Below are 17,009 nucleotides of genomic sequence, written 5' to 3' on the forward strand. Positions count from 1 at the left end.
CTTTTATATTCGGGCTTTGGATAGCACCGGAAAGGGATACATCTGCACTCCCATATAGAATGTGTAATACTTAGTGAATACAAAATCCCATGCAGTTCTGGATGGTTCCAGGTTCGGAACTTTTTCCCCGGTATCGAAGGAGAAATAATTGAAATAAGAATCATCTGTTCCGTTGGCAATAGTCCTTGTTTCGGTAGCTCCCCATGCTGTTCCGTTCCACTTTGAATATCTGAAGGTATATCCGGCAAACGCATCTTCAATAGCGAATTTAATATAGGTTCCTGAAGCATATTTTAAAACAAAAATTGCTTTCCCCTGAATATGGTGATTCACCGGGTTGTAAACACCCCATCCTGTTGATGGGATATTGGGGTTTGGAGAAGTCACCGGGCCCTGTTCGAAAGCTCCCTGGCTCCAGTCAGTAGTCTGATCCGGATTATAAAGAGGTGCTCCCCATGAAGATTCGTTGCTGATATTAATATTATCCCAGTCGGCTAGATTGGTTGATGCGGTGAATACTTCAATATCTTTAGCATCATTTACTCTTGATCCGAATGCGTAGTTTGAGTTTCTATAAAAAGCAATATCCCAGGTATTGGCTGGCTGAGAAACCATATTACCATCTGCAAGGTTCACAAACACACGGTTTTGATATCCGCTCCCCATGGTCATATTGACCTGTGAATATCCCAACGCGTCAGTCTGCGCCAAAATAGTCTGCTGAACAGACAATGCGAGTACTGAAGCCAATAATAGTTTTGTTTTCATAATTTATTTTTAAATCCTTATTTAGAATGATTCCACAAAAATATATAATTATTTTTAATCAGTCTAAATAAAAACATGATTTTTATCGTGTTTTTATTTTTAATCACACCGGAAAATGCTAAAATCAGAACATAGAAAAGCCGGTAAGAACAGTCCTACCGGCTTTAATAAAGGCAAATAATAGTCTAATAAACTTTATTTCTTGATGAATTTTGATTGGATCAATTTTCCTTCTGCAGTTTCAATATTCATGAAATACACTCCAGTATGAAGTGCGCTGATATCAAATCTTTGCCCGTTCAGTTTTCCTTCAGCTGCTTTTTGACCTGCTGCAGAATAAATCTGGATATTCTTAGGATCTTTTTTGCTGATAAACTGCAATGCTGTATTATCTGAAGTCGTTATAAACTTTATATTTTCTGTTGACTTTGAAGCGTCATTAACGCCTAATGAGCCTGCAGGAGTAAGAACGACATTGTCTAATCTCAAAGCCTGGTGGTTTGCTGTTGCCGAAAATTTAAATGCAATGTATTGATATGCTGAAGCAGGTACATTTACAGTTGTCACTACAGCTGTACCATTCGTCATCGGAACAGGGCTTCCTAATGAAGTAAAAGTGGACATGTCAGTAGGACTTGCTACAAGACCCATTTCAACACTTCCAGAACCCGGAGCTCCTCCAATTCTTAATGTTGTAATAGATAATGTCTGGCCTCCGGTTGGAGCAGCTATCTGAGGAGATACTAAATAAAAGGGTGTATTCGGTGAGAACAGAGAGTAGGCCTGGATGTATTTGTCTGCAGCTCCGGGAGCTTCCACTGATAGTCTTGGTGCTACGCTGGCATCTGTAACTGAAATCTGTGTTGTCCATCCATTCTGAGGTAGAGATCCATCGCCAGCATTCGCAAAAGAATCAAAGTTTTCATTAATGCTATTCATCTGTGCATTCATACCAACCGCTGTAAGCATTAAACCTCCAATAAGTAATCTTAGTATCATAACTTTATTTTTATTTAGAATTATTACACAAAAATATATAATTATTTTTAATGAGTCTAAATAAAGTTTTATATTTGCTGAAAATTTTTCTCAATAGTTATGAAGAAGAAAGTGATTACCGTTTTGTCACTGTCCATTACTTTTTGGATGAACGCACAACAAAAAGATTCTCTGAATAAAAATAACATTGATGAAGTTGTTATAACTGGTCAGTATATGCAACAGTCAATCAATAAATCAATATACAAGGTAGAGGTGATTGATGCACAGCAAATCAAAAATATGGCTGTTACCAATGTTGCCGAAGTTTTAAATCAAAATCTGAATATTTTAATAGAACCGAACAGAGGCTCAGGAAATTCCAGTGCCAATATTATGGGATTGAGTGGGGCTTACACCAAAATTCTTATTGACAATATTCCTGTTGTAAGTGATGAAGGGATGGGAAATCTTGTAGATCTTACCAAGATTAACGTTAATAATATCGAACGTATTGAGGTAGTAAAAGGTTCCATGGGTGTAGAATATGGTAATAATGCCTTAGCTGGTGTGATTAATATTATTACCAAGAAAAGCTATAGCAAAAAAGTTTCGATTCTGGCTTCCTTGCAGGAAGAAACAGTTAATAAAGATTATGACTGGTTTAAAAAAGGAAATGGCCGACATATCCAATCATTGAATGTTGGATATAAAATAAATGACAACTGGTCTGTTTCTGCAGATATTAATCATAATGATTTTCAGGGTTATAAAGGAAATCTTCAGGGATATAAATACTTTAGTGAAAGCAATGACGGACAGCGTGGTTATGACTGGCAGCCTAAAGATCAGATCACAACCAATGGTGTGATACGCTACAGTAAAAATAATACGAGTTTTTACTATAAAATGAATTTCCTTTCCGAAAAAATCAATTATTACAACCCGTTAGTAAGTGAGCTTTACCTGGGAGGAGGTAACAGAACTTATACAGCACAAGATATTGATTATGATACTAAAAGATGGATTCATCAATTTAATATCCAGACTAAAATAGGAAGAATCAATTACAACGGAGATTTCTCTTATCAGACACAGGAAAGGAAGTCACAACACTATACTTACGATGTTCCGAGCAGACAGGAATTGTCAAGAGATGAAAGTCTGACTTTCTATAAATCTGACGTATTTTATTCCAGAGGGATGTTCAGTAACTTTTTGAACAGTGATAAAATCAATTTTCAGTTAGGATATGAGTTGGACAGAACAAAAGGTTTTGCTGGCGCAAGCACATTTGAAAGCAATAATAACGGAAAGGATATTCAGCGTTCCATATTCAATTATGCTAATTTCTTATCCGCAGAATGGAATGTAAACAATTGGTTTTCCCTACGTCCTGGTGTAAGACTGGCTTTGAGTGATAAATTCGACTCTCAGTATAACTATTCAACGACCTTAAGGTTTAAAACTACTGCAAAATCTGACATCCGTTTGGTATTCGGTTCTGCAAACAGGTTTCCTACCTACGATGAATTATACACTTTTGTAGTAGATAATAACCATGATATCAGAGGGAATGAAAATCTGAAACCTGAAACGGGATATTCAACATCTTTATTCTGGGATTATGCAACGGCTAATTCAAACGGCTGGAAATTTAATTTCAGTGCTTCAGGAATGTTTTTAGATGTAAAAAACAGAATTGAAAGTGTAATTGTGAACAACAGTCCTCTACAAATTACCTATTTAAATGTTGACAATTATAAGTCTCTATTGTTCGGAGGAGGGATAAATGTAAGAAAAGGGGATCTTTCTTTGAATGCAGGTGTTTCAGTAATGGGAGTTTCCCAAGTTCTTAATACCGGAAATATTACTTCACCGGATGATTACAATTTTTATGCTGAAGCCAATCTGGCAGCCAACTATACACTACCTTATACGAAAACCTTATTTGCTCTTTATTACAAATATACAGGAGCTCAGAAACGATATACCCATAAGACAAACCTGCAGGATCCAAAAGATCCGGGACAATATGTGCTGGGAGAAATTGGTGATTATAATATGATGAACTTCACAGTAAGTCAGCCTTTCTTTAAAAATCATTTTGAAATCAGTGTAGGGGTTAAAAATATTTTTGACGTTACCTCTGTCAGAAATACAATACAGGCAGGAAACAGCCACAATGCTGCTGCAGATCAACAGAATCTATTCTATGGCAGAAGTTATTTTGCCAGATTAAATTATAATTTTTAAAGGATTAAAAATGAAAAAATACTATTTTCCCTTTTAATAGGAGCTTCTTTATATCTCAATCTTGTATTAATGATAATGAAGATGCTGTTATGGTAGCACCATCCGATGGAGCTGTTGTTAATCCAAATGTAGGGGGAGCCACACAGCCCAACCAGGTTTGGATTGATTTAGGTACCAATACAGAAGTTGCAACCAAAAGAACAGATTGGGATTTTGCATTCTATACAGGGACTTCATTTAAAGTAGTTTTGAATTCGTCTATCATGATGGCGGCAGGTAAGATACCTAATGCAACCAATATAGATTTGGTTACAGATGCAAGTGTTACTGCATTAAAAGAGCAGGTTCAGGTAGCTAACTTCAATCCTGCCAATGAAGCCTATATTGATGATGTAAAAGGTAATTTCCCTACAGGCAATACCGCAATAGAAGAAATCAAAGCTGATGATTCCCAAAATGGTATTTATCTTGTTAATATGGGAAGAAAGATCTTTACAGGAAATGTTCCTACAGGATCAGTAACTACAGGAGGTGATAGCAGAGGCTGGATGAAAGTTCAGGTGGTAAGATCGGGCGCCAACTACAAAATAAAATATGCTGAACTGAATGCCACAGAGCATAAAGAATTAACCATTACCAAAAACACAGCCTACAACTACAATTTTGTAAGTCTGGAAAAAATAGTGAGGTAACAATACAGCCGGAAAAAAAGAAATGGGATCTGTGCTTCACCGTATTTACCAATCTGATTGCCGGAGCGGGAAGTTACATCTATGCTGATTTTGTGCTTTCAAACAATGTAGGTGGAGTAGGTGCCTATGAAGTGAAAGTAGCTTCAGGATCAGGAGTAGAAGCATACAATAACTTCAAAACTTCAGATATTGATCCTTCCAAATTTATTTATAGTGACCAAAGAGTGATTGGGGGAAACTGGAGAAATCCTGTAGGTACCAATGGGCTTGAAGTATATGGTGACCGCTTTTATGTGATCAAAGATGCCGAAGGGTATTATTTTAAATTAAGATTTACAAGAATAACAAACACGGCAGGAGAACGTGGAAGACCTCAATTTGAATACAAACCTTTATAAATAATCAAATAATAGTATATCATGAAAAAATTCATCCTTGCAGCTTCTGTTCTTGTAGCAGTATATTCCTGCAAAAAGGCAGAAGCAGGAGCAAAAGAAAATACTACAGAAGCTGCTTCTGAAGCACCAAAAACCAATAATAAAATAGTAACATTAAATGGTGGGATTACTGAAATCGTAGCTGCTTTGGGGCACGAAAAAGAAATCGTAGGTACCGATGTTACCAGTACCTATCCGGCTTCATTAAAAGCTACTGCAAAAGACTTGGGCCATATGAGATCAATGACGATTGAACCGATCATGGCTGTAAACCCTACTTTAATTCTGGCTTCTGATAAAGATATCAACCCGGAACTAATGGGAAAAATCAAATCGTCAGGGATTCAGACTGAAGTTTTCAAACAGGAATACTCTGTAGAGGGAACTAAAAAACTGATCGAACAGGTAGCAAAAGCGATCGGAAATACAGATTACCAGAAATTAAACGACAAAATTGATGCTGATCTGAAACAGGTACAGCCCATTGCTAAAAAACCAAAAGTACTGTTCATCTACGCCAGAGGAAATATGCTGATGGTGAGCGGTAAAGATACACCCATGGCTTCACTGATCACTCTTGCAGGCGGAGAAAATGCCGTAACGGATTTTGAGGATTTCAAACCATTGACACCTGAAGCCGTTGTAAAAGCCAACCCTGATGTATTATTCTTCTTCGAAACTGGTTTGCAGGGTGCCGGAGGAAATGAAGGAGCCCTTAAAATGCCGGGAGTATCACAAACGAATGCCGGTAAAAATAAGAAGATCATCGCAATGGACGGAGGTTTAGTATCAGGTTTCGGACCTAGACTGGGAGAAGCAGCAGTAGCATTAAATAAACTTTTAATTGAAAACACAAAGTAAACTATACTTTTATCTTATCATAAGTGCAGTACTGCTTATTATGATAGCAGTACTGTCACTTAATACCGGAGTTTATGATTTCGGAGGGAATTCCCCGTTCATGATCCTGTGGCAATTTATAAAAGGAGAGCCCGGTTTATCGCTGAGTGATCAATATGTGATCTGGGACGTAAGAGCAGCCAGAATCGTTATGGCCATTTTAATTGGAGGAATGCTTTCCGTTTCGGGGACGAGCCTTCAGGGACTTTTTAAAAATCCGTTAGCAACCGGAGATTTGATTGGCCTTACATCAGGAGCAACACTGCTGGCGGCCATTGCGATTGTTTTGGGAGGACATTTCAAAGCATATCTTCCTGAAGCTGTACAGTTTTCGCTGGTGGGAATCTCAGCTTTCGCAGGATCTTTTTTATCCATGATGCTGGTGTATAAAATTTCAACAAGCGGAGGAAAGACAAATGTAGTGATGATGCTGCTTACCGGAGTGGCAATAACAGCAATCGGTTTCTCAATTACCGGATTCCTGATCTATATTTCAAAAGACGAACAGCTCAGAGATTTAACCTTCTGGAATCTGGGAAGCCTGGCTGCTGCCACATGGACAAAGAATATTATTCTGGCCGTGGTCATGATTATAGCTTACATCATTTTATTACCCAAAGGAAAAGCTCTGAATGCCATGATGTTGGGAGAAAAAGATGCACAGCACCTTGGAATCAATGTGGAGAAGCTGAAAAAACAGATCATTATCACAGTGGCTTTAATGGTGGGGACATGCGTAGCATTTTCAGGAACTATTGGTTTTGTAGGATTGATTGTACCTTATATTTTAAGGCTTTTATTCAAATCCGATAATACCTTTATCCTGCCTTTATCAGCGATGTGTGGAAGTATCTTGCTGCTGACGGCAGATACATTCAGCAGAAGTATTGTAGCACCGTCCGAACTTCCGATCGGAATCCTGACCGCGCTGATGGGAGGACCTATCTTTATTGCTATTTTGGTTAAATTTAAAAAATCACTGTAATGATCAAGGCACACCAGATTAATTATAAACATAAAGAATTCCGTATCCTGGATGGGGTAGATGTCTCCCTGGAATATGGCGAATTTTTAGCCATTGTAGGTCCGAACGGAGCAGGGAAGTCAAGCCTTCTGAGTGTACTGGCAGATGAAGTGAAATCCGGAAAGCAGAAAGTATTATTTAAAAATAAGCCTATTCAGGAATGGAACGTGAAGGAGCTTTCAAAGCATAAGGCAAAATTTTCACAGCACAACAGCAATGATATTCCGCTTGATGTAAAAGATGTCGTTATGATGGGCAGATATCCTTATTTTGAAGCACAGCCTGGAAAAGAGGATCTTGAAGCAATGAATAATATGCTGTATGAAACCGACATTTTCCATTTGAAAGACAGAGACTATAATTCTTTGTCAGGAGGTGAAAAACAACGGGTACATCTTTCAAGAGTAATGGCGCAATTACAGAACGACATTACCCATAAACTGGTTTTTCTGGATGAGCCTCTGAATAACCTGGATATAAAACATCAGTATAAAGCGCTGGAAATCATCAGAAAGTTTACAAAAAAGCCAACAGTGCCATTGTTGTTTTGCATGATCTGAACCTTGCCGCTCAATTTGCTGACAAGATTTTATTAATGAAATCAGGAAAAGTTTCCGCGTATGGAACCCCACAGGAAGTTTTTACGGCAGAAAATATCAGTAAAGCCTACAACTTTCCTTGTACCATCTGCGGCCATCCTATTACGAATAACCCAATGATCATTTTTGGATAACCATGGAAAAAGAAGAACTCAAAAACCTCGCACAGAATCTTGCCAATCCCCGGGGAGAAAAAGGCATCGAGATTGGTGAAATGATGAATGCCACTAACATCAGTATGACGTTAGAAAGTATCAGAGCACTTTCGATAGATGACGGCCAGCAAATCCTTGAAATAGGACATGGAAATGCCGGACACCTTAAAAGTATAATGAATCTTGCCAAAAACCTCAGGTATACAGGAATTGACATTTCTGAAACCATGCACAATGAAGCCAAAAAGCTCAATAAAGAATTTGAAAGGCAGGCAGAATTTGTTTTATATGAAGGAAAAAAGCTTCCTTTTCAGGATGGCATTTTCGATAAAATAGTTACCGTCAACACCGTGTATTTCTGGGAAAACCCAGTGGATTTTTAAACGAGATCTACAGGGTTTTAAAAGATGACGGAACATTCGTTCTAACATTCGGGCAAAAAGAATTCATGGAAAAACTGCCGTTTACAGAATATGACTTCACCTTGTACAGCAACAGTGAAATGGAAGAACTGATCTCCAAAAGTCATTTTAAAAGAATGAAAACCTCTGAAAAAGAAGAAGAAATAAAAAGTAAAACAGGAAACGAAACCATACGAAGAATTTATACAATTTTAACCATAAAAAAGTAAAGTAATGAGCACATTAGTTAATGATTTAAAGGAAAAATGGGAAGCTCTGAAAGCAGAAAATCCACATATCAGAATAAGAAATGCAGCCACACAGCTGGGAGTAAGTGAAGCTGAATTATTAGTGACAGGCATAGGAGAAGGCGTAACGGTGCTGAACCCGGATTTCCAGGGAATCCTTACGGAAGCCGGACAGCTTGGAAAAGTAATGGCACTCACCCGTAACGATGAGTGTGTTCATGAAAGAAAAGGGACATATCTGAACGGAGATTTCAGCAGTCCGCATGCACAGCTTTTTGTGGGAGAAGATATCGATCTCAGAATTTTCCTTAACCACTGGAAGTTTGCTTTTGCAGTAGTGGAAGGAGATAAGAAAAGCCTTCAGTTTTTTGGAAAAGACGGATTGGCCCTTCATAAGATCTATCTGACAAAAAACAGTAACGAAGAAACTTTCGGTGCTTTGGTTGAAAAATTCAAGGCTGAAGATCAGAACCAGGCTTTTGTATTTGAAGCAGTAGCTCCAAAGCAGGCTGAAAAAGCAGATTCGGAAATTGATGTGGAAGGCTTTAAAAAGGCTTGGAAAGAACTGAAAGACACCCATGACTTCTTCATGATGACCAGAAAATACGGAGTAAGCAGAACGCAGGCCTTAAGACTGGCTCCGGAAGGATTTGCAAAGAAAATAGATAATGCCCAAGTGGTGAATATCCTTGAAGACGCTTCTGAAAAGAACGTTCCGATCATGGTTTTCGTTGGAAACAGAGGAATTATTCAGATCCACACAGGAAATGTAAACAAAACACTTTGGCACCAGCAGTGGTTCAACGTAATGGATCCGGATTTCAACCTGCACCTTGATGTAACAAAAATTGCAGAAGCCTGGATCGTTAAAAAACCAACTGAGGACGGAGAAGTAACCGCTATCGAAGTATTCAACAAAGAAGGTGATTTTATCGTCCAGTTCTTTGAAAGAGAAAACCCGGAATTCCTGAGCTGCAGGAATGGAAGGATCTTGTAGCAGCTTTAGAAAAGTAATAATTAGATAATTTGAATGAGACCGTTTTGTTTGTAAGATTCAAAGCGGTCTTTTTTATGACAAACGATCTGTAAGTGCCAGAATATTTGTGTAATTTGTAATTAAATTATAAAAACAAAATGAAAAATATTTTCATAGCGATACTGATAGTCGGTTTCTGTTCTTTGAAGGGTCAGGACTTTAAGGCGTATCAGTTTTATGATAAAAAAGGAAAAGAAGTAAAGACGAAAAAACTGGTGAAAGAACTGGCGGATTATGATGTGGTCTTTTTGGTGAAAACCATAACAGTTCTATCAATCACTGGCTTCAGCTTAAAATTACAGAAGCTCTGTTTGCTAAAAAGAACGGCCAGCTTATCCTGGGAGCAGAGATGTTTGAAAGAGATAACCAGGCACAGCTGGATCAGTATTTAAATGGGAAATTTGATGCCAAAACATTAAAAGATTCCGCCCGTTTATGGAACAACTATTCAACAGATTATAAACCTTTGGTGGATTTTGCCAAAGATAAAAGGCTGAAATTTATTGCCACCAATATCCCAAGAAGATATGCCTCTCAAACTGCCAAAGAAGGTCTTGCATCTTTAAATACATTAAGCGAAAAAGAGAAAACTTACATTGCGCAACTGCCTATCAAAGTTACCCTCGATACTCCGGGATATCCGGAAATGAAAAAGATGATGGGTGACCATGCGGAAGGAACCAAAGTAATGAATTTTATTTCAGCCCAGGCTACAAAAGACGCAACGATGGCTGAATCTATCCTTGAAAACGTTCAGTCCGGAAAAACATTTGTCCATTATAACGGAAACTATCACAGCAAAGAATTTGGAGGTATCTATTGGTATATCAAACAAAAAAATCCTAACCTGAAAATGGCCGTCATCTCTGTTTTTGAATCAGAAGATCCTGATCTGAAAGTGCCAGCTAAAGAGTATATCCCGACAGATTTTAATCTTATTATTCCTGCTGATATGACCAAGACTTTTTAATTTTTACAAAAGTGTCATTGCCTACGTCGAATCTTCCATTTATGACGAAGGGAGAATCTCACTGTTAATTAATTTTAAGATTCTTCACTCCCTTGCATTCCTTTCAGAATGACAAAAATCAATTACTTACATTGAATTCAATAGAAACGGGCTTCAGCCCGTTTTATTTTTTAAACCAAATTCCGATGGCTTTAGCCCAAACATAATTATTGAATAGCGTTTAATTTTTATTCTACAATTTATACCTTTGTTATCACATTCAAAAAACATGAAGAAACCACCCATCCTGCTGATCTTTTTTATTGGATTTCTCAACGCTCAGAAACTTACTTCCCATGAACTTTCCATAATTAATCAGGGAGATGTGAATACAGCCTTACCGATTTATCAGACCACAGATTCCAATCAGCATAAAACACTGCTGAGCATTTCTTCAGAAGCAGATCCTCTTGATCCCAATACCGCAGTTCTGGTAAAAAGGATGAAAGAATCTCTTCTGTCGACAGACGGAGGAGTAGGAATTGCAGCTCCACAGGTAGGCATCAACAGAAAGATCATCTGGGTACAGCGTTTCGATAAAGAAGGAACTCCGCTGGAATACTTTATCAATCCGGTAATTGTCTGGCGTTCCGATCTGCAGAATCTTGGTCCCGAGGGCGATCTTTCTATTCCCGACTTCAGAGACCAGTTTTACAGAAGTAAAGTTATTCAGCTGGAATATGTCGATCTGAAAGGGCAGAAATATTCAGAAATTGTAGAAGGTTTTACAGCCGTTATTTTCCAGCATGAAATCGACCATCTTTTCGGCATCCTGATTTCCGATAAAAAAGAAAAAGAGAAGAATGATTCCTATAAAAAAGTAGATGCCTATCAGAAAAGCGATCTAAATAAAGAGAGAAGGTAATGATGAATGATGAATGAAATTCTTACGCCCAAAAATATCCGTAATCATCTGTGCCCATCTGGGAAATCTGTGGGAAACTAAAAATAAAAAGGAGCTGTTTCACTGGAAACAGCTCCTTTCGTTATAACTATGCTTAAAAAAATTGGATTAATCGTTGTTGGTCACAGAAAGCTTCACCTCCATATTATTTCTTGTCGCATTGGAATAAGGACAGATCTGGTGTGCTTTTTCTGTCAAAACCTGTGCTTCTTCAAGAGAAACACCTGGAATATTGACATCAAGTTCAGCTGCCAGCCCAAAACCGCCATTCTCAAGCTGTCCTATACTCACCATTGCTGTTACCGTTGTTTCCCCGGTTTTTACTTTAGAAAGACTGATCACTCTGTTCAGAGCACTGTCGAAACATGCAGAATATCCTGCTGCAAACAGCATTTCCGGGTTGGTGAAATCATCATTGGCTCCTCCTAAAGCTTTCGGCATTCTTACATCAAGATCCAATACTCCGTTTGCACTCTTTACATGGCCGTTTCTGCCTCCTTTAGCAGTGACCTGTGTTGTATATAACGTTTTCATTTATTTTCTATTTTGTTTAATATTTTTAGTACCGTGTCTTTAAGGTGCAGCAGTTCTTCCGGTTGTATTCCCAGTTTTTCCTGAATTTTCCCCGGAATTTCACAAGCTTTCTGCTGAAGCTGCCTGCCCGCTTCGTCTAAAAATACTTCAACTACTCTTTCATCCTCTTTTTCCTTTTTCGGGTAATAAATCCTTTAGACTCAAGCCTTTTAAGAAGAGGCGTCAGAGTACCGCTGTCCAGAAACAGCTTATCCCCGATATGGCTTACTGTAAGTCCGTCTCCATCCCATAATATCATCATAACAAGATACTGTGGGTAAGTAATGCCCAGTTCATCAAGAAAGGGACGGTAAAGTCCCGTAATCTCTTTGGCGATTACGTATAGTGGAAAGCAGATATGGTTTTCCAGTTTGGGTGTTTTCGGATTTTCCATAATTTTTTGAGTACGAAAGATTAGATGAAGGTATTATTTTTTTATGATAAATTCATCCATTGGAATTCTGACTTTTTTCATAGTGGAAAGCCAGTCATTAGCTTCATCACGGTATCCGAGATATAAAAGACTTACACTTTTAATCCCAGTTCTCTTAGTCCCAGTACTTCATCCACAACATCATTGCTGAATCCTTCTGCCGGAGTACTGTCGATTTTAAGTTCTGCAGCCTGAGCAAGGGCAATCCCTAATGCAATATAAGTCTGGCGGGCAGTATGTGCAAAATGCTCTTCAGGAGTCTGTGCACCATATATTTCTTTGATCTTATCAGTATAGCTTCCGAAACGGCCTCTTGGAAGATCTCTTACGTCAGTATGATAATCGTAAACTTTGTCAATTTTTTCATTGGAATAGCTGTCCCATGCAGCAAACACCAAAACGTGAGAAGAATCTCTCATTACTTCAGGGTTTAAAGCTCCGGCTACCATTTTTTCTTTCAGTTCCTGGCTTTCAACTACAATAATGCGGAAAGGTTGTAATCCCGATGAAGTAGGCGCCAGTCTCGCAGCTTCTAAAATAGTGTTAAGGTCTTCCTGTGAAACTTTTTGGTTGGATCATAAGCTTTTACAGCATGTCTCCAGTTCAGATCTTCTATTAATGACATTTTTCTTTTTGTTTTTAAATTAAACTACTTGTTGATTTTTAAATTTCAGCTTTTATGTTCAGCTGAATTAACAGTACAAATATATAATCAATTTAATTGTGTACAATTTAATTTTGAGTGATTTTATTGATGGCAATTATTGATGAACTTTAAATGGCAAAAAGTAAAAGAGCTAAATCGCAAACAGGAGTTGCATTATTTGCCTTTTCACTCAATTCCACACGATTCGGATTTTATAAAACAACCACTATTCCAATCTTTGCCATAGAATTTTAAATTAAAAACAATGCAGAGATTTAAAAACAAAACCGCATTAATTACGGGCGGAACGAACGGGATGGGGCTGGCTGCCGCTCAGAAATTTATTGATGAAGGAGGATCAGTGATCATCACCGGAAGAAGTGAAGAAACGGTGAATAAAGCTTTAGACAAACTTGGAGAAAGGGCTTTTGGAATTGTTTCCAATGCCGGAAATATGAAAGACCTTATGAACCTGCAGTACGAAATCAGAAAATATACGGAACAGATTGATCTGATTTTGCCAATGCAGGATATGGAAGATTTGCTCGTGTGGAATATGTAGATGAAAATCAGTTTGATGAATTATTTAATATGCTGGTAAAAGGGCCGTTTTTACGGTACAGCAGGTATTGCCTTTAATGAAAAGCGGCAGCTCCGTTATTTTCAATACTTCAGTGGCAACGGATATTGCCATGCCTAATTTTTCGGTGTATTCTGCAGCAAAATCTGCGGTGCAGTCATTTATCAAAACGTTTGCAGTAGAACTTACAGAACGCGGTATTCGTGTCAATGGAGTGAGCCCCGGACATATCAAAACCAATATTTTTAACAATACTGGTTTAACCGGCGAGCAGATTGAAAGTGCTATTGAAGATATCATTCCCACGATTCCTTTTAAAAGGCAGGGCGAACCTTCCGAAATAGCTAATGTAGTACTGTTTCTGGCTTCGGAGGAGGCGTCGTATATCCACGGAGCGGAAGTAAAAGTAGATGCAGGTATTTCTGTAATCAGATAATACGATTATTGAATATCTTTAATTTCTCTGATGATATTGGTTTTGTTTTCAATACCTATATTATAAGCCTTACTTTTCTTAAAGCTTTGGGTTGCTTTTTCCATAAGAGCTTTATAATCCGGCGATTTTTGGAAAGATAAAATACCTGAGCACTGATTCCAATCGCGACACGTACCATTTCATTGGGTTTGTCCGGATCTTCGGTGATATCTGAAATAGTGGCATTATTATACCAGGTTAAATTCTGTGAACCGGAATTACCGGAGCAGGATGCAATCATAATAAAAAGTAATAATAAATAGGACCAGGCTTTCATAATGAAAAAGTATTAAATAAAAAGCTCCTGCAATGTATCAAAATAATTGCAGGAGCTCTATATAAATTAGTTAAAATCCACAGCTTGCTACACTTGGTGCAGGGGAAGGAGAACATCCTGAAAGGGATGAGAATATATTCAGTACACAGTTGGTATTCACATAGTTGTTGTCATACAGCAATGAACCTGACGGACTTCTGTAGTATACATTTCCTGCAGTATTGGCATAAGAAGATACTGAAGCAGATCCGCAGCTTGTGTTGGTACATGCAGCTCTCCATGCAGAATCAGTTACCGGTCCGCTGGAGAATAATGAAGGATCTATGATTCTTTTTCAACAATTCCGGAAGCATTTTTGAAGCTTACCAATATCGCCACGTGGTATACCCAGGATACGCAGCATGTTCCTGTAGAAGCTCTCAGATTACCATATACAAACTGCTTTTCACAGTCGTAGCCGGCATTCAATAGTATTTGTCTCATTTTGTGTGCTCTTGCATAGCATCCGTCTACAGGATATCTGAAAGTGATACATGGTGAAGAGGCGGTAGAAGTTCCGCAAGCCTGGTTTTTAATCTGAGCAAAAAGGCTGTTTAACGTTGCAAGATTAGGAATTACGCTTACAGCCTTACTGCTTTCCCTCTTTCTTCTTTGTTGAATACCGATTTGAAATAACGGATGTCATCATCTGTTGCTTTTTCTACTTTTGCAATTTTATTGGTATTGGCTTTAAGGAAAACATGAACAGGAGTTTCATTCTCAACAGCCTGTCTGATCATGGAAATATAGCCTGCATTTTCTTTACTGTCCGCAATTTCATACGGCTGGGCAGTAACCATAAATGAGATTTTAAACTTTCCATCTTCTTTTTCAATCCCTACCGGAACAGTCTTGCCGAAATCTTTCATAGCAATTTCATTAGATTCCTTAGCGACAAGATTCGGATCCTGGTTGGCATTTGAATCTGAGCAGGCATTGAATGACAGGATAGTCACGAATGCCATCATGGATAACAGAAATTTTTTCATAGTTTTTATATTTTGGTGGTTAGTTTTCAGTGAACTTTTTAATTGTAATAGTTCACTTATTTGTGATATTAAAAGTAATGAAAATTAAAATATATGCAAGAATTTTTTTGAAAAAAATACATAATGCTGTATTTATACTTTGTTCATTCCGTAAGAATCTCAACGATGTAATACGGATTACATCTAAAAAGAGTCTCAATAATAGTAGGATTCTGTAAGTAGAAAAATCTTGAAATAGAATTTCAGGAACTGGCTTCCTACGGAATGGACAAGGTGGGTGGATACTTTATTCCTGACATACAAATGTTTTTCAATAAGATAAGCTGTTTATACTTTGTCCATTCCGTAGGAATCTCAACAATGTAATACGGATTACTAAAAACAGTCTCAATAATAGTAGAATTCTGTAAAAGTAGAAAAATCTTGAAATAGAATTTCAGGAACTGGATCCTAGAATGGGCAAGATGGGTGGATGATTTATTCCTGACATACAAATGTTTTTCAATAAGATAAGCTGTTTATACTTTGTCCATTCCGTAGGAATCTCAACGATGTAATACGGATTACATCTAAAAACAGTCTCAATAATAGTAGGATTCTGTAAGTAGAAAAATCTTGAAATAGAATTTCAGGAACTGGATCCTACGGAATGGGCAAGATGGGTGGATGATTTATTCCTGACATACAAATGTTTTTCAATAAGATAAGCTGTTTATACTTTTCCATTCTGTAGGAATCTCAACGATGTAATACGGATTACATCTAAAAACAGTCTCAATAATAGTAGGATTCTGTAAGTAGAAAAATCTTGAAATAGAATTTCAGGAACTGGATTCCTACGGAATGGACAAGGTGGATGGATACTTTATTCCTGACATACAAATGTTTTTCAATAAGATAAGCTGTTTATACTTTGTCCATTCCGTAGGAATCTCAACGATGTAATACGGATTACATCTAAAAACAGTCTCAATAATAGTAGAATTCTGTAAAAGTAGAAAAATCTTGAAATAGAATTTCAGGAACTGGCTTCCTACGGAATGGACAAGGTGGGTGGATACTTTATTCCTGACATACAAATGTTTTTCAATAAGATAAGTCTATTCATACTTTGTCCATTCCGTAGGAATCTCAACGATGTAATACGGATTACTAAAAACAGTCTCAATAATAGTAGAATTCTGTAAAAGTAGAAAAAATCTTGAAATAGAATTTCAGGAACTGGCTTCCTACGGAATGGACAAGGTGGATGGATAATTTATTCCTGACATACAAATGTTTTTCAATAAGATAAGCTGTTTATACTTTGTTCATTCCGTAGGAATCTCAACGATGTAATACGAATTACATCTAAAACAATCTCAATAATAGTAGGATTCTGTAAGTAGAAAAATCTTGAAATAGAATTTCAGGAACTGATTCCTACGGAATGGACAAGGTGAATGGATACTTTATTCCTGACATACAAATGTTTTTCAATAAGATAAGTCTATTCATACTTTGTCCATTCCGTAGGAATCTCTCAACGATGTAATACGGATTACATCTAAAAAGAGTCTCAATAATAGTAGGATTCTGTAAAGTAGAAAA

17 protein-coding genes and 4 pseudogenes are annotated in these 17,009 nt (G+C 37.5%); 13 read left to right on the forward strand and 8 right to left on the reverse strand.

The features are described from left to right. Nucleotides 1–3: 3 nt before the first annotated feature. Complete coding sequence (locus OWR28_RS26585; RefSeq protein ID WP_332389193.1) at nt 4–768, reverse strand: HmuY family protein; 765 nt, start codon at nt 766–768, stop codon at nt 4–6. Between the two features lie 195 nt (nt 769–963). Further along, a complete protein-coding gene (locus OWR28_RS26590; RefSeq protein ID WP_332389194.1) occupies nt 964–1,767 on the reverse strand; it encodes a T9SS type A sorting domain-containing protein in 804 nt (267 codons plus the stop codon). Between the two features lie 99 nt (nt 1,768–1,866). Between OWR28_RS26590 and OWR28_RS26595 the strand changes: the two genes are divergently transcribed. The 12 genes and pseudogenes from OWR28_RS26595 (at nt 1,867) to OWR28_RS26650 (ending at nt 11,368) form a co-directional block, all read left to right on the forward strand. Then, on the forward strand, nt 1,867–4,002 hold the full coding sequence (locus OWR28_RS26595; RefSeq protein WP_332389195.1) for a TonB-dependent receptor domain-containing protein: 2,136 nt from the start codon (nt 1,867–1,869) through the stop codon (nt 4,000–4,002). Nucleotides 4,003–4,091: 89 nt separating this feature from the next. Next, nucleotides 4,092–4,694 (forward strand): HmuY family protein, encoded by a 603-nt coding sequence (locus OWR28_RS26600; RefSeq protein WP_332389196.1) that lies wholly within the window; start codon nt 4,092–4,094, stop codon nt 4,692–4,694. A 29-nt stretch (nt 4,695–4,723) separates the two neighbouring features. Next, nucleotides 4,724–5,092 (forward strand): HmuY family protein, encoded by a 369-nt coding sequence (locus OWR28_RS26605; protein WP_494168547.1) that lies wholly within the window; start codon nt 4,724–4,726, stop codon nt 5,090–5,092. A gap of 21 nt (nt 5,093–5,113) precedes the next feature. Then, a complete protein-coding gene (locus OWR28_RS26610; protein WP_332389197.1) occupies nt 5,114–5,992 on the forward strand; it encodes an ABC transporter substrate-binding protein in 879 nt (292 codons plus the stop codon). Beyond that, a complete protein-coding gene (locus OWR28_RS26615) occupies nt 5,976–7,016 on the forward strand; it encodes an iron ABC transporter permease (protein WP_332389198.1) in 1,041 nt (346 codons plus the stop codon). Before OWR28_RS26610 ends, OWR28_RS26615 begins: the two co-directional genes overlap by 17 nt. Continuing rightward, nucleotides 7,016–7,788, forward strand: a pseudogene (locus tag OWR28_RS26620) (heme ABC transporter ATP-binding protein). The gene OWR28_RS26615 and the pseudogene OWR28_RS26620 overlap by 1 nt, the downstream one beginning before the upstream one ends. Before the next feature lie 2 nt (nt 7,789–7,790). Further along, nucleotides 7,791–8,192, forward strand: a complete 402-nt coding sequence (locus tag OWR28_RS26625) for a class I SAM-dependent methyltransferase (protein WP_332389199.1) — start codon at nt 7,791–7,793, stop codon at nt 8,190–8,192. A 65-nt stretch (nt 8,193–8,257) separates the two neighbouring features. Then, the gene (locus OWR28_RS26630; RefSeq protein WP_332389200.1) at nt 8,258–8,440 is read left to right on the forward strand and encodes a hypothetical protein; all 183 of its coding nucleotides are present in this window, start codon (nt 8,258–8,260) and stop codon (nt 8,438–8,440) included. A gap of 4 nt (nt 8,441–8,444) precedes the next feature. After that, nucleotides 8,445–9,472: pseudogene (locus OWR28_RS26635) on the forward strand (hemin-degrading factor). A gap of 120 nt (nt 9,473–9,592) precedes the next feature. Next, nucleotides 9,593–9,886 carry a hypothetical protein gene (locus OWR28_RS26640; RefSeq protein WP_332389201.1) on the forward strand — a complete coding sequence of 98 codons (294 nt, stop codon included), beginning with the start codon at nt 9,593–9,595 and terminating at the stop codon, nt 9,884–9,886. Next, complete coding sequence (locus OWR28_RS26645; RefSeq protein WP_332389218.1) at nt 9,790–10,464, forward strand: ChaN family lipoprotein; 675 nt, start codon at nt 9,790–9,792, stop codon at nt 10,462–10,464. The genes OWR28_RS26640 and OWR28_RS26645 overlap by 97 nt, the downstream gene beginning before the upstream one ends. A gap of 268 nt (nt 10,465–10,732) precedes the next feature. Then, nucleotides 10,733–11,368 (forward strand): peptide deformylase, encoded by a 636-nt coding sequence (locus tag OWR28_RS26650; RefSeq protein ID WP_332389202.1) that lies wholly within the window; start codon nt 10,733–10,735, stop codon nt 11,366–11,368. Nucleotides 11,369–11,515: 147 nt separating this feature from the next. Here OWR28_RS26650 and OWR28_RS26655 read toward each other — a convergent pair whose 3' ends face one another. The 3 genes and pseudogenes from OWR28_RS26655 to OWR28_RS26665 all read right to left on the reverse strand — a co-directional run bounded on the left by OWR28_RS26655 (nt 11,516) and on the right by OWR28_RS26665 (nt 13,038). Then, nucleotides 11,516–11,941 carry an organic hydroperoxide resistance protein gene (locus OWR28_RS26655; RefSeq protein ID WP_332389203.1) on the reverse strand — a complete coding sequence of 142 codons (426 nt, stop codon included), beginning with the start codon at nt 11,939–11,941 and terminating at the stop codon, nt 11,516–11,518. Nucleotides 11,942–12,092: 151 nt separating this feature from the next. Further along, nucleotides 12,093–12,374, reverse strand: coding sequence for a MarR family transcriptional regulator (locus OWR28_RS26660; protein ID WP_332389204.1), 282 nt, complete (start codon nt 12,372–12,374; stop codon nt 12,093–12,095). A gap of 33 nt (nt 12,375–12,407) precedes the next feature. Beyond that, a pseudogene (locus tag OWR28_RS26665) lies at nt 12,408–13,038 on the reverse strand (NAD(P)H-dependent oxidoreductase). A 286-nt stretch (nt 13,039–13,324) separates the two neighbouring features. On the opposite strand from OWR28_RS26665, the pseudogene OWR28_RS26670 reads away from it, so the two are divergent. Beyond that, nucleotides 13,325–14,075: pseudogene (locus OWR28_RS26670) on the forward strand (SDR family oxidoreductase). A 55-nt stretch (nt 14,076–14,130) separates the two neighbouring features. On the opposite strand, the gene OWR28_RS26675 reads toward OWR28_RS26670, so the two are convergent. The 3 genes from OWR28_RS26675 to OWR28_RS26685 all read right to left on the reverse strand — a co-directional run bounded on the left by OWR28_RS26675 (nt 14,131) and on the right by OWR28_RS26685 (nt 15,419). After that, on the reverse strand, nt 14,131–14,391 hold the full coding sequence (locus tag OWR28_RS26675; protein ID WP_332389205.1) for a hypothetical protein: 261 nt from the start codon (nt 14,389–14,391) through the stop codon (nt 14,131–14,133). A 321-nt stretch (nt 14,392–14,712) separates the two neighbouring features. Next, nucleotides 14,713–15,057: a protein-glutamine glutaminase family protein gene (locus OWR28_RS26680; protein ID WP_332389219.1), complete on the reverse strand. Its 345-nt coding sequence runs from the start codon at nt 15,055–15,057 to the stop codon at nt 14,713–14,715. Next, on the reverse strand, nt 15,012–15,419 hold the full coding sequence (locus OWR28_RS26685; RefSeq protein ID WP_332389206.1) for a hypothetical protein: 408 nt from the start codon (nt 15,417–15,419) through the stop codon (nt 15,012–15,014). Before OWR28_RS26685 ends, OWR28_RS26680 begins: the two co-directional genes overlap by 46 nt. Between the last annotated feature and the right edge of the window lie 1,590 nt (nt 15,420–17,009).

Source organism: Chryseobacterium sp. 1B4, from assembly GCF_036631475.1.
Lineage (GTDB): Bacteria > Bacteroidota > Bacteroidia > Flavobacteriales > Weeksellaceae > Chryseobacterium.